This window comes from Sphingobium lactosutens, from assembly GCF_013393185.1.
Classification (GTDB): domain Bacteria; phylum Pseudomonadota; class Alphaproteobacteria; order Sphingomonadales; family Sphingomonadaceae; genus Sphingobium; species Sphingobium lactosutens_A.
The window spans coordinates 107,616-127,470 of record NZ_QJQX01000035.1 but is presented as its reverse complement, the minus strand read 5'-3'; the positions used below and the strand labels follow the sequence as shown (position 1 = coordinate 127,470).

Here is a 19,855-nt window from a genome sequence, read left to right as displayed (position 1 = left end):
CGCATCGACGCCCTTGCCCTGCCTGCCGCCTGACGGCAGGAGGGAGCCATGGGCGCTATCATGTTGCAGGGAACCGGGTCGGACGTCGGCAAGTCGGTGCTGGTCGCCGGATTGTGCCGGGCGCTGGTGCGGCGGGGCTATCGGGTCAGGCCATTCAAGCCGCAGAATATGTCCAACAATGCCGCCGTGACGACCGACGGAGGCGAGATCGGGAGGGCGCAGGCCTTGCAAGCGATCGCTTGCGGCGTGCCGCTCCATACCGACATGAACCCGGTACTGCTGAAACCGCAGGCCGACCGGACCTCGCAGCTCATCGTCCATGGAAAGGTACGCGGCACGCTCGGTTCGGGCAATTATCGCACGGCGCGGGCGCAATTGCTGGATGCCGTGCTGGAAAGCTATGAGCGGCTCAAAGCGCAGTGCGACATCGTCGTCGTCGAAGGCGCAGGGTCGCCCGCCGAAATTAACCTGCGCGCGGGCGACATTGCCAATATGGGCTTTGCCCGCGCCGCCAATGTCCCAGTGATACTGGTCGGCGATATCGATCGTGGCGGCGTGATCGCGGCCGTAGTCGGCACGCGGGCGGTGATCGATCCGGAGGATGCCGCGATGATCCAGGGCTTCCTCATCAACAAATTCCGCGGCGATCCCACGCTGTTCGCGGATGGCTACGCCCAGATCGAATCGCTGTCCGGCTGGCGCGGCATGGGCGTGGTGCCGTGGCTTGACGCCGTGGCGCGGCTGCCGAGCGAGGATGCGGTGGTGCTGGAGCGGCGTTCTTTCTCCGCCGAGGCGCCACTTGTGATCGCCTGCCCGGTGCTGCCGCGCATCTCCAACTTCGATGATCTCGACCCGCTGAAGCTGGAACCGACCGTCGACCTGCGCATGATCGGGCCGGGCCAGCCGATCCCGGCCGAAGCCTTACTGGTCATTCTGCCCGGCTCCAAGGCGACGATCGCCGACATGCGGGCGATGGTGGCGCAGGGATGGGACATCGACATCCGCGCGCATCACCGGCGTGGCGGCGCGGTGCTGGGCATTTGCGGTGGTTATCAGATGCTTGGAAAGACGATTAGCGACCCGGATGGGGTGGAAGGGCCGGTCGGTGCAATTGACGGCCTGGGCCTGCTGGACGTGGACACGGTCCTGAGCGGAGCCAAGACGCTGGAGGCCGTGCGCGGGCAAGCGCTGGAGACGGCTTTCAGGGGCTATGAGATGCATATGGGGCGCACCCATGGCCCGGACTGTGATCGCCCCTTCGCGCTGCTGGATGGGCGGCCCGACGGCGCCATCAGCCGGGATGACCGGGTCATTGGCAGTTATGTCCATGGGTTGCTCTCCAGCACCGAGTTGCGCGACGCGCTGCTGCGGCGGCTGGGTGGGCAATCGGCGGGTGAAGATTATGATCGGTCGGTGGAGGATGCGCTCGACGAGATCGCGGCGCTGCTGGAAACCCATGCCGACATCGACGCCATGATCGCGCTGACCACGGGTTGAAGGCAAAGAAAAAGGCGACTGAAAAGCCGCCTGTTTCTGAAAAATGGTGCACCCGGAACGATTCGAACGTCCGACCCTCAGATTCGTAGTCTGATGCTCTATCCAGCTGAGCTACGGGTGCTTGTTTCCTGCAAGAGCAACGGCTTGAAGCCTGACCCTGCAATATTTTTCCAATGGTGCACCCGGAACGATTCGAACGTCCGACCCTCAGATTCGTAGTCTGATGCTCTATCCAGCTGAGCTACGGGTGCGTTGGAGTGGCGCTGATAGAAGCGACCGGAGGATTGGGCAAGCCCCTTTTTACACTTTTCGTACGGTTAATTTGACCACCCCGTCCGCACGGCAACTTTTGCCCCTTTCCTCCGTTCAGAACGCAGGAAAGGATGCCAAATATGAGCTTCACCATGAACGAACTGGCGCTGCTGCTGATTGCGCTGGCCGTAGGCTGGCTGCTCGGCCTGATGATGAGCGGGCGCGGCAAATATCGGCAACTCTGGCGCGACGAGCAGATTGCCCATCGCACCGCCATAAAGGAACGCGATGCGCGAATCGAGGCGGCCAACACGCGGATCACAGAACTGGAGCGGCAGTCGGCCGGTCCGATCGGCCCCGGCACCGCCACGGCGGTTGCGGGCGCGGTGCATGGCCGGGACGACCTCAGCCGGATCAGAGGAGTCAGTCAGGCGCAGGAAGTCGCGCTCAACGAGGCAGGCTATCATCGCTTCGGGCAGATCGCCGCGATCAATGCCGAGCAGGAGGCGACCCTGGAGGCGCGGTTGGGGCTGAAGCCGGGTACCATCGCACATGAGGACTGGCGCGGGCAGGCGGTGGAACTGGATCGCGGCGAAAAGCCCGGCCTGTTCAGCCGCCTGACCGGATCGAACTGAATCCCGGATCGGCCTAAACCTCGAAACACCCCTAAACGAAGAAGGGCGGGAGTTGCCTCCCGCCCTTTCCTTTTATTTGTTTGCCAACGCGGCCTGCGCCGCAGCGAGACGCGCGATCGGCACGCGATAGGGCGAGGCCGAGACATAATCGAGGCCAGTCTGCTCGCAGAAGGCGATCGAGGCCGGATCGCCACCATGCTCACCGCAAATCCCGAGTTTGATGCCGGGACGGCTCGCACGGCCACGTTCGGCAGCCAGTTCGATGAGCTGGCCGACGCCCTCCACATCGATGCTGACGAACGGGTCGCGGGCGAAGATGCCCTTGTCGACATATTGCGTCAGGAAGCGACCGGCGTCGTCGCGGCTGATGCCGATCGTGGTCTGGGTCAGGTCATTGGTGCCGAAGGAGAAGAATTCGCCGACTTCGGCGATCTCGCCCGCCTTCAGCGCCGCGCGGGGCAGTTCGATCATGGTGCCGACCAGATAGTCGACCGATGCGCCCTTCTCCGCAAAGACGTCCTTGGCGACCTGATCGACGATCGCCTTCATCAGTTCCAGTTCCTTCTTCGTGGCAACGAGCGGGATCATGACTTCGGGGATCGGCGCTTCACCGCTCCGCTCTTTCACGATCAGCGCGGCTTCGAAGATGGCGCGGGCCTGCATCTCGTAGATTTCGGGATAGGTGACGCCCAGACGGCAACCGCGATGGCCGAGCATCGGGTTGAATTCATGTAGCTCAGCGGCGCGACGCTTGAGCGTGTCGACACTGACGCCCGCGCCCTTGGCCACTTCCTCGAACTCCGCTTCGCCATGCGGCAGGAATTCGTGAAGCGGGGGATCGAGCAAGCGGATGGTCACGGGCAGGCCGGCCATCACCATGAAGATCTGCGCGAAATCGTCACGCTGTTCGGGCAGGAGCTTGTCGAGCGCCGCGCGGCGGCCCTTCTCGCTGTCGGCCAAGATCATTTCGCGCACGGCGGTGATGCGGGCAGCGTCGAAGAACATATGTTCGGTGCGGCAGAGACCCACGCCCTCGGCGCCGAATTCGCGCGCGACCTTGCAGTCCTGTGGCGTTTCGGCATTGGCACGGACCTTGAGGCGACGAACCTTGTCGGCCCAGGCCATCAGGATGCCGAAGTCGCCGGCCAGTTCAGGCTGCACGGTCGGAACCTCGCCTGCCATGACTTCGCCGGTGGCGCCGTCGATGGTCAGGATATCACCTTCCTTCAGTTCGCGGCTGCCGATGCGCAGGATCTTGTTGGCATTGTCGATCGACAGGCTACCCGCGCCGGAGACGCAGGGACGGCCCATGCCGCGCGCCACCACGGCGGCGTGGCTGGTCATGCCACCCCTCGCGGTCAGGATGCCCTTGGCCGCGTGCATGCCGTGAATGTCTTCGGGGCTGGTTTCGACACGAACGAGGATGACGGCATCGCCCAGTTCGTTGCGACGCTCGGCCGTGTCGGCATCGAAGACGATGAGGCCGCTGGCCGCGCCCGGCGAGGCGGGCAGGCCCTTGGTCAGCACGTCGCGCGGCGCCTTGGGATCGAGGGTCGGGTGGAGCAGCTGATCGAGCGCGGCGGGATCGACGCGGGCGACGGCTTCTTCTTCCGAGATCAGGCCTTCGCTCGCCATTTCGACCGCGATCTTGAGCGCGGCCTTGGCGGTGCGCTTGCCCGATCGCGTCTGGAGCATCCAGAGCTTGCCCTGCTGCACAGTGAACTCGATGTCCTGCATGTCGCGATAATGTTTTTCGAGGATTTCGAACACCCGCGCCAGTTCGGCATAGGTTTCAGGCATCGCCTCTTCCATCGACAGCGGCTTGGCCCCTGCCCGCTCGCGCGCCTGCTTGGTCAGATATTGCGGCGTGCGGATGCCCGCGACCACGTCCTCGCCCTGGGCGTTGATCAGATATTCGCCATAATAGGCATTCTCGCCGGTGGCGGGATCGCGGGTGAAGGCGACGCCCGTGGCCGAGGTGTCGCCCATATTGCCGAACACCATCGCCTGCACGTTGACGGCAGTGCCCCAGTCGCCCGGGATCGAGTTCAGGCGACGATAGACCTTGGCGCGATCAGCCTGCCAGGAACCGAACACGGCGCTGATCGCACCCCAGAGCTGGTCATGGACGTCCTGCGGGAAAGGCTTGTTCCAGAGCTTCTGGACGAGCGCCTTATATTCGCCGACCAGCGCCTTCCAGTCGTCGGCGCTCAGTTCGGTGTCGAGCGTGTAGCCATTATCTTCCTTGGCGATTTCAAGGGCTTCCTCGAACGCGCCATGGTCGAGTTCCAGAACAACGTCCGAATACATCTGGATGAAGCGGCGATAGCTGTCCCAGGCGAAACGCTCGTCACCGCTCGCGGCGGCAAGGCCGAGCACGGTTTCGTCGTTGAGGCCGAGGTTGAGGACGGTGTCCATCATGCCCGGCATGGAGATGCGCGCGCCAGACCGGACCGACACCAGCAGCGGGTCGGCCTTGTCACCGAATTTTTTGCCGGTGACGCCCTCGATATGGGCGATGCCGTTCGCAACCTGCGCCTTCAGGCTTTCGGGATAGACGCCGCCATCGGTATAATAGCGGGTGCACATTTCGGTGGTGATGGTGAAACCCGGAGGCACCGGCAGGCCGATCGCGGCCATGCCATCGAGGTTGGCGCCCTTGCCGCCCAGCAAGTTCTTGTCGCCCTTCCCCCCGTCATTCACGCCACCGCCAAAACGATAGACATAGCGGGTCGAAGTGCTGCTCATCTGGGCCTCTTCCGTCATTACCATAGTACCGGCTCTCCCTGCACTGATTGCCGAGTTGTGCGTTGCAACAATGTTGTCGCAATTAGCGTCTTAATGCTTGATGGGATAGGAAATATCCCGCTTAGCTTCGCATATTTTCCGTAAATTTTGGAATATCGTTTCCCTATCCCGTAATTTTCGAAAAGTCGGCGACATTGTGCACTGCGTCACGCACCCGCGCCAGCAGCGCGAGGCGAGTCGTGCGTTTGGCCGGATCGGCATCATTGACCGTGACGGCATCAAAGAAGGCATCGATCGGCGCGCGGAGCGTCGCGAGCGCGGCCATGGCCCCCTCGAAATCCTCCGCCGCCACAGCCTGCGCCGCCCGCGGTTCCGCCGCATCTAGCGCGACGAGGAGGTCAGATTCCGCCTTTTCCGGTTCGTAGGAAAGCGAAATCTTCTCAGCCTTTTCGACGCCTTCCTTCTTGAGGATGTTGGCGGCGCGCTTGTAGCCGGCGAGCAGGTTGGCGCCATCGTCGGTAGCGACGAAGGACTGAAGCGCTTTCACGCGAGCGAGCAGGCGGACGAGATCATCCTCGCCACCGAGAGCGAACACCGCATCGATCAGGTCGTGACGGACGCCAGCTTCCTTCTGCTGGACCTTGAGGCGGTCGGCGAAGAAGTCGAGAAAGGGGCGATCAGAGGAAGCAAATCCTCCAACAAAATCCTTAATGACAGGACGAACTAAGTTGGCTTTGTGCCACTCAATTTCCGTAACCTTCTTAGAATCCAATCCAAACTTTGTCAGCGTTTGCGCATCCACGTCAGCCAACGGCTTTGTATTGGCGAATACATGGCGATAGACGTGATCACCCACAGCAAATGCATGGAGTTTCAACAAATTCAGTCTCGATCCATTTGCGTCCAATAAACGCAAAATAGCTAATGCTGCCCTACGTAAGGCAAACGGATCTTTGGAGCCAGTTGGCCCCTGCTCAATTCCGAAAAAGCCAACCAGCGTATCCAGCTTATCTGCCAACGAAACGGCAACCGTCACCGGCGCTGTCGGCACGTCATCGCCCTGCCCGACAGGCCTGTAATGGTCGCGAATGGCGTCGGCGACAGCATCGGGTAAACCTTCGGCGCGGGCATAATAGCCGCCCATCACGCCCTGCAATTCGGGGAACTCGCCGACCATTTCGGTGACGAGGTCGGCCTTGGCAAGGCGCGCGGACTGTTCGGCTAGATCGGCCAGTTCTTCCTTCGTCATGCCAGCGAAGGCTGGCATCTCAGGCGTTGGCGCACTGCCGCCTGAGACCCCAGCCTTCGCTGGGGTGACGGTTGTGGCAGAGCCAACGATTCCCTCTTCCACCAGCCAACGCGCCAGCTTCGCGACGCGATCGACCTTGTCGGCGACGGTACCCAGCTTTTCGTGGAAGGTGATGCGTTCCAGCTTCTGCGCGTGGTCCGCTAGGCTGGTCTTGCGGTCCTGTTCCCAGAAGAAACGGGCGTCGCTGAGGCGCGCGGCCAGCACCTTGCGGTTGCCCGCGATGATCGCCGCGCCGCCATCCTTCGCCTCGATATTGGCGGTACAGATGAAAGCGGGGGCCAGCTTTCCGGCCGCGTCGCGCAGCACGAAATATTTCTGGTTGATGCGCAGCGTCAGCTGGATGACTTCGGGGGGCACTTCCAGGAAGGCCGGGTCGAAATCGCCGAGCAGCGGCACCGGCCATTCGGTGAGGCCCGCATTCTCCGCCACCAGCCCCTTGTCCTCGATCACGCTATAGCCCTGCGCGGCGGCGGCCTGCGCGGCCTTCGCCTCGATGATCGACTGGCGTTCGTGATGGCTGGCGATAACATGGCAGGCGCGCAGCTTTTCGACATAGTCGTGTGCGCTGCCGATGGTGATCTCACCCGGATGATGGAAGCGGTGGCCGAGCGTGGCATAACCCGACCGGATACCCTCAATCTCAAGGTCTACCAGATCTTCGCCCAGGATCGCGACGATGCCCTGCAACGGACGGACCCAGCGCAGGCTTTCGGTCGTCTGGCTGGCGACGCCCCAACGCATCGACTTGGGCCAGGGGAAGGCGCGGACCACGGCGGGAACGGCTTCGGCCAGCACGTCTGCGGTGGCGCGGCCGGGCTTGTTCACGACGGCGAACCACACGCCGTCGCGGTCTTCCAGCTGGTCCTGCGTCAGGCCGGTCTTGCGCAAAAAACCGTCAAGCGCCTGCGCGGGGGCGCTGGTGCGCGGGCCTTTAAACTCCTCGCTCACCGCCGCCGTTTCGAGCGGCAGGTTGCGGGCGATCAGCGCCAGACGGCGCGGCGTGACGAAGCTGTCGATGGCTTCGGGCTTGAGGCCAGCCTTCGCCAGTTCCTCGGTGAAGAGGCGGGCGAGGTCGTCGGAGGCCTTGAGCTGCATCCGGGCCGGAATTTCTTCACAGCGCAGTTCGAGGAGGAAATCGGTCATGCTCAAATATTCCGTTCGTCTCGAGCGAAGTCGAGAGACGTGAAGGACAGGTGGTGCGAACGTGTCTCGACTTCGCTCGACACGAAAGGCGGTGGGGAGACGGCCGGTTGCATCACGCGGCCCACCCGTTCACTTCCATCCACTTTTCACACGCGCCCTTAGCAAGGTCGCGGACGCGGCCGATATAGCTGGCGCGTTCCTGCACCGAGATGACGCCACGCGCCTGGAGCAGGTTGAACACATGGCTGGCCTTGATCGCCTGGTCATAGGCGGCGAGCGGGACGCCCGCTTCCAGCGACGCCTTGCACTCGGCCTCGGCATCCCTGAACCAGCGGAACAGCTTTTCGGTATCGGCGATCTCGAAATTCCATTTCGACATCTGCTTCTCGTTTTCGAGGAAGACGTCGCCATAGGTGACACCGGCATCGTTGAACTTCAGGTCGTAGACGCTGTCGACGCCCTGAATATACATGGCGAGGCGTTCGAGGCCGTAGGTCAGCTCGCCCGAGACAGGCTTGCAGTCGAAGCCGCCCATCTGCTGGAAATAGGTGAACTGGGTGACTTCCATGCCGTCGCACCAGACTTCCCAGCCAAGCCCCCAGGCGCCCAGCGTCGGGCTTTCCCAGTCATCCTCGACGAAGCGGATGTCATGGACCAGCGGATCGATGCCGATTTCCTTGAGCGACCCCAGATAGAGTTCCTGCAGGTTCGCTGGGCTGGGCTTCATGATTACCTGATACTGGTAATAATGCTGGAGCCGGTTGGGGTTCTCGCCATAGCGGCCATCGGTCGGGCGGCGGCTGGGCTGCACATAGGCGGCGTTCCAGGCGTTGGGACCAAGGCTGCGCAGCGTGGTCGCCGGGTGGAAGGTGCCCGCGCCGACTTCCATGTCATAGGGTTGGAGAATGACGCAGCCCTGTTTCCCCCAATAGGCATGGAGGGTCAGGATCAGGTCCTGGAAGGAAAGCACTTTGCCTTCGGCCACGGATGGTCCCTTGTCGAATAGCTGGAAACAGCTGTTTTACGTGGTCCGCGCCTTGGCGCATGGGGCCGGAACGGTCAAGGAAAAGCGGCGGCAAACAGGGTTAAGCGGCTTGCCCTTGCGCCGCGCGCTCCCCATGGAGGGAGGCATGAAGATGATCCCTGCCCTGCTCCGCACATTGTCCGCCGCGCTGCTGCTGATCGGAGGGGCCGCGCAGGCCCGCAACGCCCAGCCTGCCCGCACCACCGCCACCCCTGCCCTCTGGCAGGTGAAGGATGAGGACACGACCATCTATCTGTTCGGCACGGTCCATGTAATGAAGCCGGGGATCGACTGGTTCAACGGCGGCGTGAAGAAGGCGTTCGATAAGTCCGACCAGCTGGTGCTGGAGATTATCGAGCCGGACGATCCCAGCCAGCTGGGCGCGACCATGGCGGGCATGGCGATGGCGAAGGACGGGGTGAAGCTGTCCGACCGGCTCAGCCCCGATGCGCGCACGACCTATCAGGCGGCGATGGAGGCCAACGGCATGCCATGGCGGGCCTTCGACATGTTCAACCCGTGGATGGCGGGCATGGCCCTGTCGGTCGCGCCACTGGAGCGGCTGGGCTACAAGAATGATCTGGGCGCGGAGAAGATCCTGCGCAGCGCGGCGACGGCCGCGGGCAAGAAGGTCGACGCGCTGGAGACGGTGGAGCAGCAGGTGGGCTTCTTCGCCAGCCTGCCGATGGCGCAGCAGGTGCAGTTCCTGAACGCGACCGTCAACGGCCTGCCGGAGATGGAGAAGGAATTTGGCGACCTGCTGACCTATTGGAAGGCGGGTCAGCCGGACAAGCTGGCCAAATCCATGAACGAATCGCTGGAGGCGACGCTGGAGCTGGCGCAGGTGCTGCTGAGCGGGCGCAACGCCAATTGGGCCAAGTGGATCAAGGCGCGGCTGGACCAGCCGGGCACCGTCTTCGTCGCGGTGGGCGCGGGACATCTGGCGGGCAAGGGCAGCGTGCAGGATCAGTTGAAGGCGCTGGGCGTCGCGTCGCGCCGGGTGAAGGAGTGACGCGATGCGGTTGATGACGCGCTTCCTCGCCTTCTTCGCGCTTACTCTGGTCGCGGCCTGTAGCAAAGCGCCTGAACAGCCGCCGGCGCAGGGCGGCCCGGCCCTGTGGCAGGTGCAGCGCGGCGAGTTGAACGGCTGGCTGTTCGGGACGATCCATGTCCTGCCGAGCGGCATCGCCTGGGACACGCCGGCGATCAAGGACGCCATGGGACAGGCCGACCGGCTGGTATTGGAGGCGGCGGACTTGCAGGACGAGCAGAAGACGCTGGGCCTGTTCGAGCAGATGGGTCGCAGCCCGGACCTGCCGCCGCTGGAAGCGCGCGTGCCGGAGGCGGAGAAGGCCCCGCTGCTCAAGGCGTTGAGTGACGGCGGGACCAGTTCGCAACTGCTGTCGGGCTATGAAAGCTGGGCGGCGGCGATGCTCCTGTCCGCTGCGAACCAGCAGGGTCTGGGCGTCAGCCAGGATGACGGCGTGGAACCGGTACTGATCTCGACCTTCAAGAAGGCAGGCAAGCCGATCGAAGGGCTGGAGACGGTGGAGCGGCAATTCAGTGCCTTCGACACCCTGCCCGAGGCGGCGCAAGCCAAGCTGCTGGTGCAGACGGTGCATGAGGCCAAGGATATGAAGGCGCTGTATGACCGCATCCTCAAGGCCTGGGTCCATGGCGACATGGACGCGATCGCGAAGGAAGACCAGAATGGCGAACAGCCCGACCCTGTGGTCGAGGAAGCCGTGCTGGTCGCGCGCAACCGCGATTGGGCGAAGGCGATCGAGCCGATGAAGGGACGGCCCTTCATCGCTGTGGGCGCGGGCCATCTGACCGGGCGGCAGAATCTGATCGACCTGCTGAAGGCGCAGGGATTCACGATCACGCGGGTGCAGTGAACAGCCTGCCCCTTGCCTTTCCGTCCTTTTCTGGTAAAGGGCCGCCTTCCCGCGATGGTCATCCCTGGAGGCGTGGCGGGAAACTTGTATCAATTTGCTTTTGGAGACACGCAATGAGCGAGCAGCTTACGCTGTCGGCCGAGGCACGCGATCGGGCAGGCAAGGGAGCCTCCCGCGCTCTCCGCCGCGAGGGCCGCGTACCCGCCGTCATCTACGGTAACAATGAAGAACCCCTGTCGATCCACGTCGAGGAAAAGCTCCTCAACAAGCAGCTCGGCACCGGCCACTTCTTCAATTCGGTCATCATGGTCGAAGTCGGCGGCAAGACCGTCCGCACTCTGGCCAAGGACGTGGCGTTCCACCCCGTCTCCGACCGTCCGCTGCACGCCGACTTCCTGCGCGTTTCGGAACATGCCACCGTGACCGTCGCGGTCCCCGTGCGCTTCGAGAATGAAGACGCTTCGCCGGGCCTGAAGAAGGGTGGCGTGCTGAACGTCGTCCGTCACGACATCGAACTGGTCGTCGACGCCGCCAAGATTCCCGAAGACGTCGTTGTCGACCTGTCGGGCTTCGAAGTGGGCGATTCGATCCACATCAGCGCGGTGACGCTGCCCAAGGGCGCGAAGACCGCGATCGACGATCGCGACTTCACCATCGCCACCATCGTTGCTCCCTCGGCTCTCAAGAGCGCCGAAGGCGACACCGAAACCCCGGCCGAAGGCGAATAAGCCTTTTCCAGCCGCAAGGTTTTTGCTCAACCCCGTTCGAGCCACGCTCGGGCGGGGTTTTGCGTTTCTGGAGGATGTTCATGCAGATCTGGGCCGGCCTGGGCAATCCGGGGCAGCAATATGCGATGCACCGGCACAATGTCGGCTTCATGGTCGCGGACCTGATCGCCGACATGTATCGCTTCTCCCCGCCGAAGAAGCAGTTTCAGGGCTGGGTGCAGGAAGGCCGGATTGGGCCGGAGAAAATCCTGCTGGTGAAGCCAGCGACCTTCATGAACGAAAGCGGCCGATCGATCGGCGAAGCCATGCGCTTCTACAAGCTGACGCCGCAGGATGTGACCGTCTTCCACGACGAACTCGACCTCGCGCCGATGAAGGTGAAGGTGAAGCGCGGCGGGGGCAATGCGGGGCACAATGGACTGCGATCGACCGACGCACATATCGGCGCGGCCTTCCGTCGGGTGCGGATCGGCATCGGTCATCCGGGGCACAAGGATAAGGTCCATGGCTATGTGCTGGGCAATTACGCCAAAGCCGAAATGGACGCACTGGCCGACATGCTGGGCGCAATCGGCGCGGAGGCGGAATGGCTGGCGAAGAATGACGACGCCCGCTTCATGAACGAGGTCGCATTGCGGCTGGCATGAAAAGGACGCCCGGCGGGTACCGGGCGCCTTCTCCTGGACGGAAACCGCCCTTCCCCTTTTAGACGATCACAAATTCCGCATTGGTCATCGCAAGACCCGTCGAGATGCTTGCGAACTGCACAGCGGCCGTGGCGCCTGTACCGTCCGCATCGAACAGCAGTGCGCCGGTCGCGCTATTGTAGATGATGCGGTCGCTAGCATCCGCCGCGGCCGCGCCGATCTGGAAAGCCGCGGCGGCAAGCGTACCTACCGGCAATCCACCAAATGCAGCCGAGGCCAGTTCGATCACGTCGTTGGCGACAGCATAATCAACGATGGTGTCGACGTTCGTCGCTCCCAATCCATTAAAGAAAGCGAAAATATCATTACCCAGACCACCGGTTAGAGTGTCTGATCCCGATCCGCCATTCAGGAAGTCGTTACCGCCTCCAGCATCAAGCGTATCGTCACCACCACCGCCATTCAGATTGTCGTTGCCAGCGCCGCTTTTCATCACATTGTTCGCAGAACTGCCGGTAAACACGTCGTTGAAGCCAGACCCAGTTACATTTTCAATGCCGCTGAGCGTATCGCTACCCGAGCCTCCGGTCGCCTGCGCGCCAGAGGCTGACAGACTGACGGTCACGCCGGCTGTCGCGTCTGTATAATCCGCCGTATCAACGCCTGCCCCCCCGTTCAACGTATCGTTGCCAGCACCACCTTGCAGAATATCCGCTCCATCGTTGCCGTTGAGCACATCATTACCTTGAAGACCGACCAGTTTGTTATTGCCGCTATTGCCATTCAAAGTCTGCGCCACACCATTGCCAGTCGCAGAGGAGTTCGACGTACCCGTTAGCGTCAGGGTTTCGACGTTACGGCCGCCCAAGCCATAGGTCACGGACGAATAGACCGTGTCATTGCCGCCGGTGGAGGAACTCTCCACAACATTGTCACTTTGTGTATTAACGTAATAGACGTCGTTACCGTTGCCGCCGTTCATGATGTCGACGCCTTCGCCGCCATCCAGCACGTCATTGCCTTCTCCGCCGAACAGAGAATCATTTCCGGCAAGGCCGTAAAGGGCATCATTGCCGTTGTTACCGTTAATAACGTTGACCTCACCGGAGCCGGTAATGCTGTCGGCCCCGGCACCAGCCGTCACATTTTCCACGCTGGCCAGCGAAATGCCATAGCCTGGAAAGTTGCTGTCCTCGAACAGTCCATCAGCAAGGTTCACCGTGGCATTCAGTCCAGACGTACCCGTGAAATCAAACGTATCGATGCCGGCGCCACCAATGAACACCTCGCCATATCCGCCATTCCAGCCGTTGACGATCTTCAGCGTGTCATTGCCATCCTCCCCATAAAAGAGATCCTGGCCGCTGCCGCCGTCGAAGACATCATTGCCGGCGCCGCCACGCAACTGGTCATTGCCGTCGCCGCCGTTGATCGTGTCGTTGCCGGCCCCGCCGAGAATCAGATCGTCGCCGCTATTGCCATTCAGCACATTATTGGCGTTGCTGCCGGTGATGACGTCCGCAAGCTGGGTACCATCGACATTCTCGACCGCCGTGATCGTCCACGGGCCACCATAGAGGGGGTTATACTGCCAGGTTCCGGCAGCCAGATCGACGATCGCGCCATAGGTGGTAGCGATCAGGCTGAGGTCGAGCCGGTCCGTCCCGCTGCCACCATCTGTATTGTCGCCAAATTCCGTGCCCGAACCATCCTGGCGGATGACGAACACATCATTGCCGCCCTCGCCATAGACGGTATCCGTCGTCCAGCTGCCATAGATGATGTCGTTTCCGTTGCCGCCATAAATGGTGTCGGTCCCGTAGCCGCCGTCCAGCACGTCATTGCCGTCACCGCCATACAGCGTGTCGTCGCCGTAGCCGCCGTTGATGAGGTCACTGCCGCCGTTGCCGCGCAGCACATTGTTCGCGTCATTGCCGGTGATCGTGTCGCTACCCGTGCCACCCGTGGCATTTTCGATCAGCGATGCGCTATCGCCGCCGAACAGCAGCGCATTGAAAATATTGCCCCGGGCATAGACATCGCTGCCATTGTTGCCGAGATAGGCCAACTGAGCGGTGCTGAAGACCGAATAGCCGCCGGGGTTGAGATCCAGCGTCAGATTGCTCGTATAGTTGGACAGGTCATAGGTATCGACGCCGCCGCCGTCCCAGATGGTCGCGAAGATGCGGTTGCCACCCGGATCGATCGCCAGCGCTCCGTCGATATAGGTCTCGCCGCTTGTCGGACTCCACATATAGGTGGTGTCGCCGGCATTGACCGAATAATCAGCGCCATACATGGTCTGCAGCGCCGCTATGTCGAGCATCATGAAGCTCTGCGGACCGCCCCATTCTTCATAGCTGTAGCCGCTCAGCGGCGCACCGACATAGCTGCGATAGGTCATGACCGAAAATTCGATCGAATCCCAGGCCGTGGGTAGCGCGACATTGCTGGGGCCACCGGTTTCCTGGCCATGCTTCAGGCCGAGCGAATGGCCCAGTTCATGAAACATCGTGTGCCAGGCATAGTTGCCGGCCACCGGCGTCTTCAGCGAGTAGAGACCGCCCAGGACGGTATCATAATAATTGCCGAAGAAGGTGTCGCCGCCATAGATGCTGTTGTCGGGATAATAGGCGTAGGCCGTACCGGGATCGTCCGAATTGGCGCCGCGAATGGTCGCCGTACTCACGCCCGCGCCGGCATAGGTAATGTCGAGATTGGTGAACGCCTCGATCGAAAAGGCCGTCGCTGCCAAGGGCTGCGTGTAAGCCGCCTGATTGAGCGCCGTGTGCATGGCCAGCATCTGCAACGCGGAAAACTGCGAAAAACCTTCATTCTGCGCACTGACGCCGTCGCCGTCGCCGTCGGAGAAATAGCCGGCCTGATAATCAGCGGGGGAGTCGGTGTCGGCATAGGTGATGGCGCCGGCCCATTTTACGCCGCTCAAAATGCCATCGATCTTCGCATCGCCGGTGCCACCCTGCGCCGCGGTGGTCGAGGCGCTGCCATTGTCCTGCGGCAGGCTCGCGCTCGCCCCCGTCGTCGGCGGTGTCATCACGTCCTGCGGATAAAGCAATAATATGTCGCTGCGAACCTGGGCATTGCCGACGAGCGACCAAAGATCGGACGCGGTGCCGAGCGAATAGGCAAGCGAGTTGTTGGATTGGGAATTGTCGTCCTGATTCAACAGAACCTTAGTCGGTCCAGCCCCTGTGACCTTGAGCATACATCCTCCTGCTTTAAGCTTGGGATGACACGTTCATTGTGCCTTTGGCGACCGCTATGGGCGATGTAATGGCATCATTTCATCAGGCTGCCAAGCGCCACATGCGGCAATATTTTCAATATCGCAGAAAATTCTATGTCGCCATATATTTGAAAACGTTCGTTTAAATTAAAATTATAAACCAGTTTATATTCGATCAGTTCATGGATCACTCACCATATACTCGGAATATATGATTGCCTCCCCTAACGATTCGACAGAGCCAGAGGCAATATTCGCCATCGACATGACGAAAACTATGATCCTGCCGGGCATCTATTCCCGGAACGCCGTCTCGCTCAGGCGAGTCAAGGGCGTCAGGATATAGGCGAGGATCGACCGCTTATCGCCTAGCAGGCTGACATCGGCGCCCATGCCGGGACCGATCGCCAATCGTCGTCCCGAATCGTCCGTGATGGCATCGGCCTTCGTGCGTACCCGGACGAGATAATGACTGTCGCCGGTACGCTCGTTCACGACTGCGTCGGGTGAGATGGCTACGACATTGCCTTCCATCGAACCATAGATTGCACTGTCATAGGCGGAGATCTGCACCTTCGCCTTCTGCCCCAGCTTGACCGAGGCGATGTCCTTGGCGGCGACGGCCGCTTCGATCAACAGGCTGTCGCGACCGGGCACCATTTCGAGCAGCGGATCACCGGGACGCACACTGCCGCCCACGGTCGTCACGAATACGCGGTTGATGCGCCCATCGACCGGCGCACGCACCACGGTTCGGGTGAGCTTATATTCATAGGCGGGCATCGTCGCCTGACGCACCGACATGTCGGCGCGCGCGGCGGTCAGGTCATCGGCGGCGCGCGCCAGCCAGTCGCGCTTCTGCTGCTGCGCGCTGGCCTGCGATTCTGCGAGTACCGAACGTGCCCGACCAAGCGCCGCCGCAGCGCCCGCCGCCTCACTGCTCGACACGGCGAAGCTGTTCTGTGCCTGGAGGAGCGATCGACGCGGCTCGATCCCCTCCTGCACCAATGGTCGGATGAGGTCGAGGTCGGCGCGTGCGGTTTCGCGGGCCGAAATGCGCGCGTCTTCGGCCGCACTTGCCTCTGCGATGGCGCGCTGGGCCTGGGCAACGCGAGCCGCAGCGACATTGTTGATGCTCGCCAGTTCGGCCATGCGCGATCGGTAAAGGCTCTGCTCCACCGCAATCTGGCTGGCCATCAGGGGATTGCGCGCCTGCGTGAAAATGGGCGTGCGGCCAGCGATCTCCGCCTCCAGCCGGGCGATCTTGAACTGAAGCGCATCGCTACCGGCGCGGTTGCTTTCCAGTTCGGCGCCGGGTTGGACCGGACTGAGGCGGACCAGAGGCGCATTGCGCTTCACCTCCTGCCCGGTGCGGACCAGGATCGACTCGACCACCCCGCCCTCCAGATTGGAAATGACCTGGAGTTGCGAACTGGGGATGACCTTGCCGACGGCACGGACGGTCCGGTCAATCTCGGTCAGCCAGGCCCAGACCAGGAAGATCAGGAAGAATGCGGCGATGATCCAGAGGATGATATTGGCCGGCACGCGCGGCTTGATCGTCGTCTCGGGCAGAAACGGCAGTTCGGCGCTCATGCCGCTTTCCCCCGGGTAAGACGCTGCAACACCGCATCGCGCGGGCCGTCGGCGACGATCTTGCCCCGATCGAGCACGACGATGCGGTCGACCATGGTGAGCAGCGAGGTCCGATGCGTGATGAGCAACAGGGTGCGCCCCTTCACTTCGGGCTGGAGCCGGGCAATGAGATCGGTTTCGGTCTGCGCGTCCATCGAACTGCTAGGCTCGTCGAAGATCAGGATCGGCGGACGCCCCGCAATGGCGCGGGCGATGGCGATCGACTGGCGCTGACCGCCCGACAGGCCGTCGCCGCGATCGGCGAGGCGCAGATCATAGCCGTTGGCGATCTGCCCCATGAAGCGATGGGTGCCGCTGATCTCGGCCGCGCGGATCATCTCCTCCTGCTCGACGCCGGCGCGGTCGAGGCAGATATTCTGACGCACCGATCCCGCGATCAGCACATTGTCCTGCATCCCCGCGCCTATCAGCTTGCGCAATTCGATCGGGTCATATTGGCGCACATCGACGCCATCGATCAGCACCACGCCTTCCTCGGGCTCATAGAGACCGAGGACCAGCCGCGCCAGGGTCGACTTACCCGATCCGACCCGGCCCAGAAAGCCGACCCGCTCGCCCGGCTTGATGGCGAGACTGACCCCTTCCAGCGCTTTTTCGGGCGCGCCGGGATAACGGAAGGAAACATTGCGCAATTCTATCCCGCCCTCCAGTCGGGCCGGATGCAACGCATCGCCCTGCGGCCCCTCGGTCGGGGTCTCCATCAGCGCGTTGATCTGACGATAGGCCACGCGCGTGGCCGACAGGCGGGAAAGCAGGGTCGCGATCTGCGCCAGCGGGGCGAGCGCACGGCCGCACAGGATCGAGCAGGCAAGCAGCGCGCCGGTGGTGATCTCATGATTGCGCAACTGGCTGACGCCGGCGATGACGATACCGCAATAGGCGATGGTCGATGCGCTGCTGGCGACGGTCATCGGTATGGCGGCGGCGAGGCGCTGGCCCAGCGAGCTTTCCGAATGGCTGATGAGCGCGGCCTGCCAGCGGCGGGTCAGCATCGGTCCGGCGCCGATCGCCTTCACCGTCTCCAGGCTGCCGATCGCCTCCACCAGCACCGATTGTTTGGTGAGGCCGTCCCCCAGGCTGCGCGCGGAAAGCCGGTCTAGCGCCGGCGTGGCGAGCAGCCCTGCGCCAATCACCAGCGGGACCATCGCCAACGGCAGCAGAACGAGCACACCGCCCAGCAGCGCGATCACCGACAGGGTGACGATGATGAAGGGCACGTCGATGATCGCAGTGAGCGTGACAGACGCGAAGAAATCGCGCAGCGTTTCCAGTTCGCGCATCAGGCCGGTCAGCGTGCCGGTCGATCCGCGCCTCTTGTCCAGTCGCAGCGCCAGCAGGCGCGCAAACAGGGTTTCACCGACATCATGGTCGATATTGGCGCCGGCGATGTCGACGAAATAGACGCGCAGCAACCGTAGCACGAAATCGAAGATGATGACGAAGACCAGACCGATGCTGAGGCCGATCAGCGAGGATGACCCGTCATTGGGCACGATGCGGTCATAGACGGTCATGGTGAAGAGCGAGGAGACGAGGCCGAAGATATTGATCAGCGCCGCCGCGATCGCGACCTTCAGGTAGATCGCCCTGTTGCGGAGCATCGGTTCGATCAGCCAGGGGGCGAAGCGGGCCTTGGTGGTGGCGAGCAACGGTTCTTCGGTCATGGCATGGGGTTCCCGTCATTGCGCCCGTCGGCCGGGTCCACCCGAATCGACAGATCGTCCAGCAACCGTCCGGCCCTGGCCAGCAGGATGAAGCGCGACAGGTCGCGTTCCGCCAGCGTCTGGACATAGGTCGCGATGGAATAGAAATAATTATCTTCGGAATTGATCAGGTCGAACAGGGTGCCACCCGACGTCGCGAACCTGGTAGCGTAGACGTCGCGATTGGTGCGGCTGGCCAGATAGGCGGCCTCCGCAGCGGTAAATTGTTCGTCCAGCCCCTTCACGTCCGACCAGGCCATTTCCGCGTCGCGTAACGCCTCGCGCCGTATCCGCGAAGCATAGGCATCCGCACCGTCGGCACGTGCCGTCGCCTGATCCGCCCTGGCGTTGATACCTGCCCCGATCTGCGCGCGCAGGATCAGGCGGCCGCGCACATCATAGTCGCCGCTATTTTCGAACACGCCATAGCGCCCGGCATCAACGCCCGCAGCAATGGTCGGCAGGCGTTCCGCCCGGACGGCACGGGATTCCTGCCGGGCGGCGCGTGCTTCGGCATCGGCCTTTTCGACAGCCGGTGAACGCAGGACCAGTGCCTCCAGCGTCTCATGATCCAAGGCGTCGACAGAGGGCAAAGGCACGCGCATCAGATTGTCGGGCACATCATGCCCGGCGATCGCGCGATATTGCGCCTCCGCACTGGCGCGGTCGCGGCGGAAGTTGGCGAGGCGGGTCTGGATAGTCGCGATCGAGCTGTCGATCCGGGGCAAGTCGCCCCTGGCGGAAAAGCCCTGCGTGATGCGCCGTTCGACCGCAGCACGCAATTGCGTCTGGCGCTGGGCATATTCGATCGCCGCCTGCTCCATCAGCCGCTGCGCGAGGATGGAATACCAGGCGGTCACGAGCCGGAGCGCTACGTCCGTGCCATAGCCCAGCGTCGCCGTCCGGGCCGCCTCGACCCGCGCATTACCAGCATTGATACGGCTGGAGGTCGCACCGAAATCCAGCAGTCGCTGGCGGACGGATGCCGAAGCGTCGGTTCGTCCCGCCGGCCGGGATCGTTCGATGATATTGCCGGGATCATTGGCGAAATTGCGAGCGAAGGAGCGATTCGCATCCACTGTCAGGTCGACGCTGGGGAACAGGGCCGATCGGGCCTGCACGCGCGCGGCCTCCGCCTCACGCTCGCCCGCGCGCGCTTCGTCGAGCAGGGCATTGGTCTGAACGGCAGCCTGCACTTCTTCGCGGAAGGGCGCGACGGGCCCGACCTGCCTTGCAAGATCCAGCAGCGGATCGGAGCGGACAGGATTGGAAAAAGGCTCGGGATTAGGCGGAAGTAACAGATTTGGTTGAGCCTCCGCAGCGAGACCAGATCCAGACCACGTCAGGACAGCTGCCATGGCACCTATC

At 62.6% G+C, this 19,855-nt stretch carries 13 protein-coding genes and 2 tRNA genes; 6 read left to right on the top strand and 9 right to left on the bottom strand.

Going from position 1 to position 19,855, the window contains the following annotated elements:
- Positions 1-48 precede the first annotated feature (48 nt).
- On the top strand, positions 49-1,497 hold the full coding sequence (locus DM806_RS06245; RefSeq protein WP_179042359.1) for a cobyric acid synthase: 1,449 nt from the start codon (positions 49-51) through the stop codon (positions 1,495-1,497).
- A 44-nt stretch (positions 1,498-1,541) separates the two neighbouring features.
- On the opposite strand, the gene DM806_RS06240 is transcribed toward DM806_RS06245, so the two are convergent.
- Positions 1,542-1,618, bottom strand: a tRNA-Arg gene (locus DM806_RS06240).
- Positions 1,619-1,671: 53 nt separating this feature from the next.
- Positions 1,672-1,748: transfer RNA gene (locus DM806_RS06235), tRNA-Arg, on the bottom strand.
- A 141-nt stretch (positions 1,749-1,889) separates the two neighbouring features.
- Between DM806_RS06235 and DM806_RS06230 the strand changes: the two genes are divergently transcribed.
- Positions 1,890-2,384, top strand: coding sequence for a hypothetical protein (locus tag DM806_RS06230; protein ID WP_179042358.1), 495 nt, complete (start codon positions 1,890-1,892; stop codon positions 2,382-2,384).
- Positions 2,385-2,456: 72 nt separating this feature from the next.
- Here DM806_RS06230 and ppdK read toward each other — a convergent pair whose 3' ends face one another.
- The 3 genes from ppdK to DM806_RS06215 all read right to left on the bottom strand — a co-directional run bounded on the left by ppdK (position 2,457) and on the right by DM806_RS06215 (position 8,569).
- Positions 2,457-5,156 (bottom strand): pyruvate, phosphate dikinase, encoded by a 2,700-nt coding sequence (ppdK, locus tag DM806_RS06225; RefSeq protein ID WP_179042357.1) that lies wholly within the window; start codon positions 5,154-5,156, stop codon positions 2,457-2,459.
- A gap of 139 nt (positions 5,157-5,295) precedes the next feature.
- Positions 5,296-7,584, bottom strand: a complete 2,289-nt coding sequence (glyS, locus tag DM806_RS06220; protein WP_179042356.1) for a glycine--tRNA ligase subunit beta — start codon at positions 7,582-7,584, stop codon at positions 5,296-5,298.
- A gap of 112 nt (positions 7,585-7,696) precedes the next feature.
- Entirely contained in the window at positions 7,697-8,569 is an 873-nt protein-coding gene (locus DM806_RS06215) for a glycine--tRNA ligase subunit alpha (RefSeq protein ID WP_179042355.1), read from the bottom strand.
- Between the two features lie 145 nt (positions 8,570-8,714).
- Here DM806_RS06215 and DM806_RS06210 point away from each other — a divergent pair, with 145 nt between their 5' ends.
- The 4 genes from DM806_RS06210 to pth all read left to right on the top strand — a co-directional run bounded on the left by DM806_RS06210 (position 8,715) and on the right by pth (position 11,881).
- Complete coding sequence (locus tag DM806_RS06210) at positions 8,715-9,620, top strand: TraB/GumN family protein (protein ID WP_179042354.1); 906 nt, start codon at positions 8,715-8,717, stop codon at positions 9,618-9,620.
- 4 nt (positions 9,621-9,624) lie between these two features.
- Positions 9,625-10,506, top strand: coding sequence for a TraB/GumN family protein (locus tag DM806_RS06205; protein WP_179042353.1), 882 nt, complete (start codon positions 9,625-9,627; stop codon positions 10,504-10,506).
- 113 nt (positions 10,507-10,619) lie between these two features.
- On the top strand, positions 10,620-11,234 hold the full coding sequence (locus tag DM806_RS06200; protein ID WP_179042352.1) for a 50S ribosomal protein L25/general stress protein Ctc: 615 nt from the start codon (positions 10,620-10,622) through the stop codon (positions 11,232-11,234).
- 80 nt (positions 11,235-11,314) lie between these two features.
- Positions 11,315-11,881: an aminoacyl-tRNA hydrolase gene (gene pth, locus DM806_RS06195; protein WP_179042351.1), complete on the top strand. Its 567-nt coding sequence runs from the start codon at positions 11,315-11,317 to the stop codon at positions 11,879-11,881.
- Positions 11,882-11,939: 58 nt separating this feature from the next.
- Here pth and DM806_RS06190 read toward each other — a convergent pair whose 3' ends face one another.
- From DM806_RS06190 to DM806_RS06175, 4 genes are all read right to left on the bottom strand, one after another.
- Complete coding sequence (locus DM806_RS06190) at positions 11,940-15,107, bottom strand: M10 family metallopeptidase (RefSeq protein WP_179042350.1); 3,168 nt, start codon at positions 15,105-15,107, stop codon at positions 11,940-11,942.
- Between the two features lie 315 nt (positions 15,108-15,422).
- Positions 15,423-16,724 (bottom strand): HlyD family type I secretion periplasmic adaptor subunit, encoded by a 1,302-nt coding sequence (locus DM806_RS06185; RefSeq protein ID WP_179042349.1) that lies wholly within the window; start codon positions 16,722-16,724, stop codon positions 15,423-15,425.
- On the bottom strand, positions 16,721-18,448 hold the full coding sequence (locus tag DM806_RS06180) for an ATP-binding cassette domain-containing protein (protein WP_179042348.1): 1,728 nt from the start codon (positions 18,446-18,448) through the stop codon (positions 16,721-16,723). The genes DM806_RS06185 and DM806_RS06180 overlap by 4 nt, the downstream gene beginning before the upstream one ends.
- Complete coding sequence (locus DM806_RS06175; protein ID WP_256869136.1) at positions 18,445-19,845, bottom strand: TolC family protein; 1,401 nt, start codon at positions 19,843-19,845, stop codon at positions 18,445-18,447. The genes DM806_RS06180 and DM806_RS06175 overlap by 4 nt, the downstream gene beginning before the upstream one ends.
- Between the last annotated feature and the right edge of the window lie 10 nt (positions 19,846-19,855).

What these genes read in the sequence shown, in the direction of transcription:
- DM806_RS06190 (WP_179042350.1), bottom strand. Translation starts at nt 15,107, where the DNA reads ATGCTCAAGGTCACAGGGGCTGGACCGACTAAGGTTCTGTTGAATCAG.
- DM806_RS06230 (WP_179042358.1), top strand. Translation starts at nt 1,890, where the DNA reads ATGAGCTTCACCATGAACGAACTGGCGCTGCTGCTGATTGCGCTGGCC.
- DM806_RS06205 (WP_179042353.1), top strand. Translation starts at nt 9,625, where the DNA reads ATGCGGTTGATGACGCGCTTCCTCGCCTTCTTCGCGCTTACTCTGGTC.
- ppdK (WP_179042357.1), bottom strand. Translation starts at nt 5,156, where the DNA reads ATGGTAATGACGGAAGAGGCCCAGATGAGCAGCACTTCGACCCGCTAT.
- DM806_RS06200 (WP_179042352.1), top strand. Translation starts at nt 10,620, where the DNA reads ATGAGCGAGCAGCTTACGCTGTCGGCCGAGGCACGCGATCGGGCAGGC.
- DM806_RS06210 (WP_179042354.1), top strand. Translation starts at nt 8,715, where the DNA reads ATGAAGATGATCCCTGCCCTGCTCCGCACATTGTCCGCCGCGCTGCTG.
- DM806_RS06175 (WP_256869136.1), bottom strand. Translation starts at nt 19,845, where the DNA reads ATGGCAGCTGTCCTGACGTGGTCTGGATCTGGTCTCGCTGCGGAGGCT.
- pth (WP_179042351.1), top strand. Translation starts at nt 11,315, where the DNA reads ATGCAGATCTGGGCCGGCCTGGGCAATCCGGGGCAGCAATATGCGATG.
- glyS (WP_179042356.1), bottom strand. Translation starts at nt 7,584, where the DNA reads ATGACCGATTTCCTCCTCGAACTGCGCTGTGAAGAAATTCCGGCCCGG.
- DM806_RS06185 (WP_179042349.1), bottom strand. Translation starts at nt 16,724, where the DNA reads ATGAGCGCCGAACTGCCGTTTCTGCCCGAGACGACGATCAAGCCGCGC.
- DM806_RS06245 (WP_179042359.1), top strand. Translation starts at nt 49, where the DNA reads ATGGGCGCTATCATGTTGCAGGGAACCGGGTCGGACGTCGGCAAGTCG.
- DM806_RS06180 (WP_179042348.1), bottom strand. Translation starts at nt 18,448, where the DNA reads ATGACCGAAGAACCGTTGCTCGCCACCACCAAGGCCCGCTTCGCCCCC.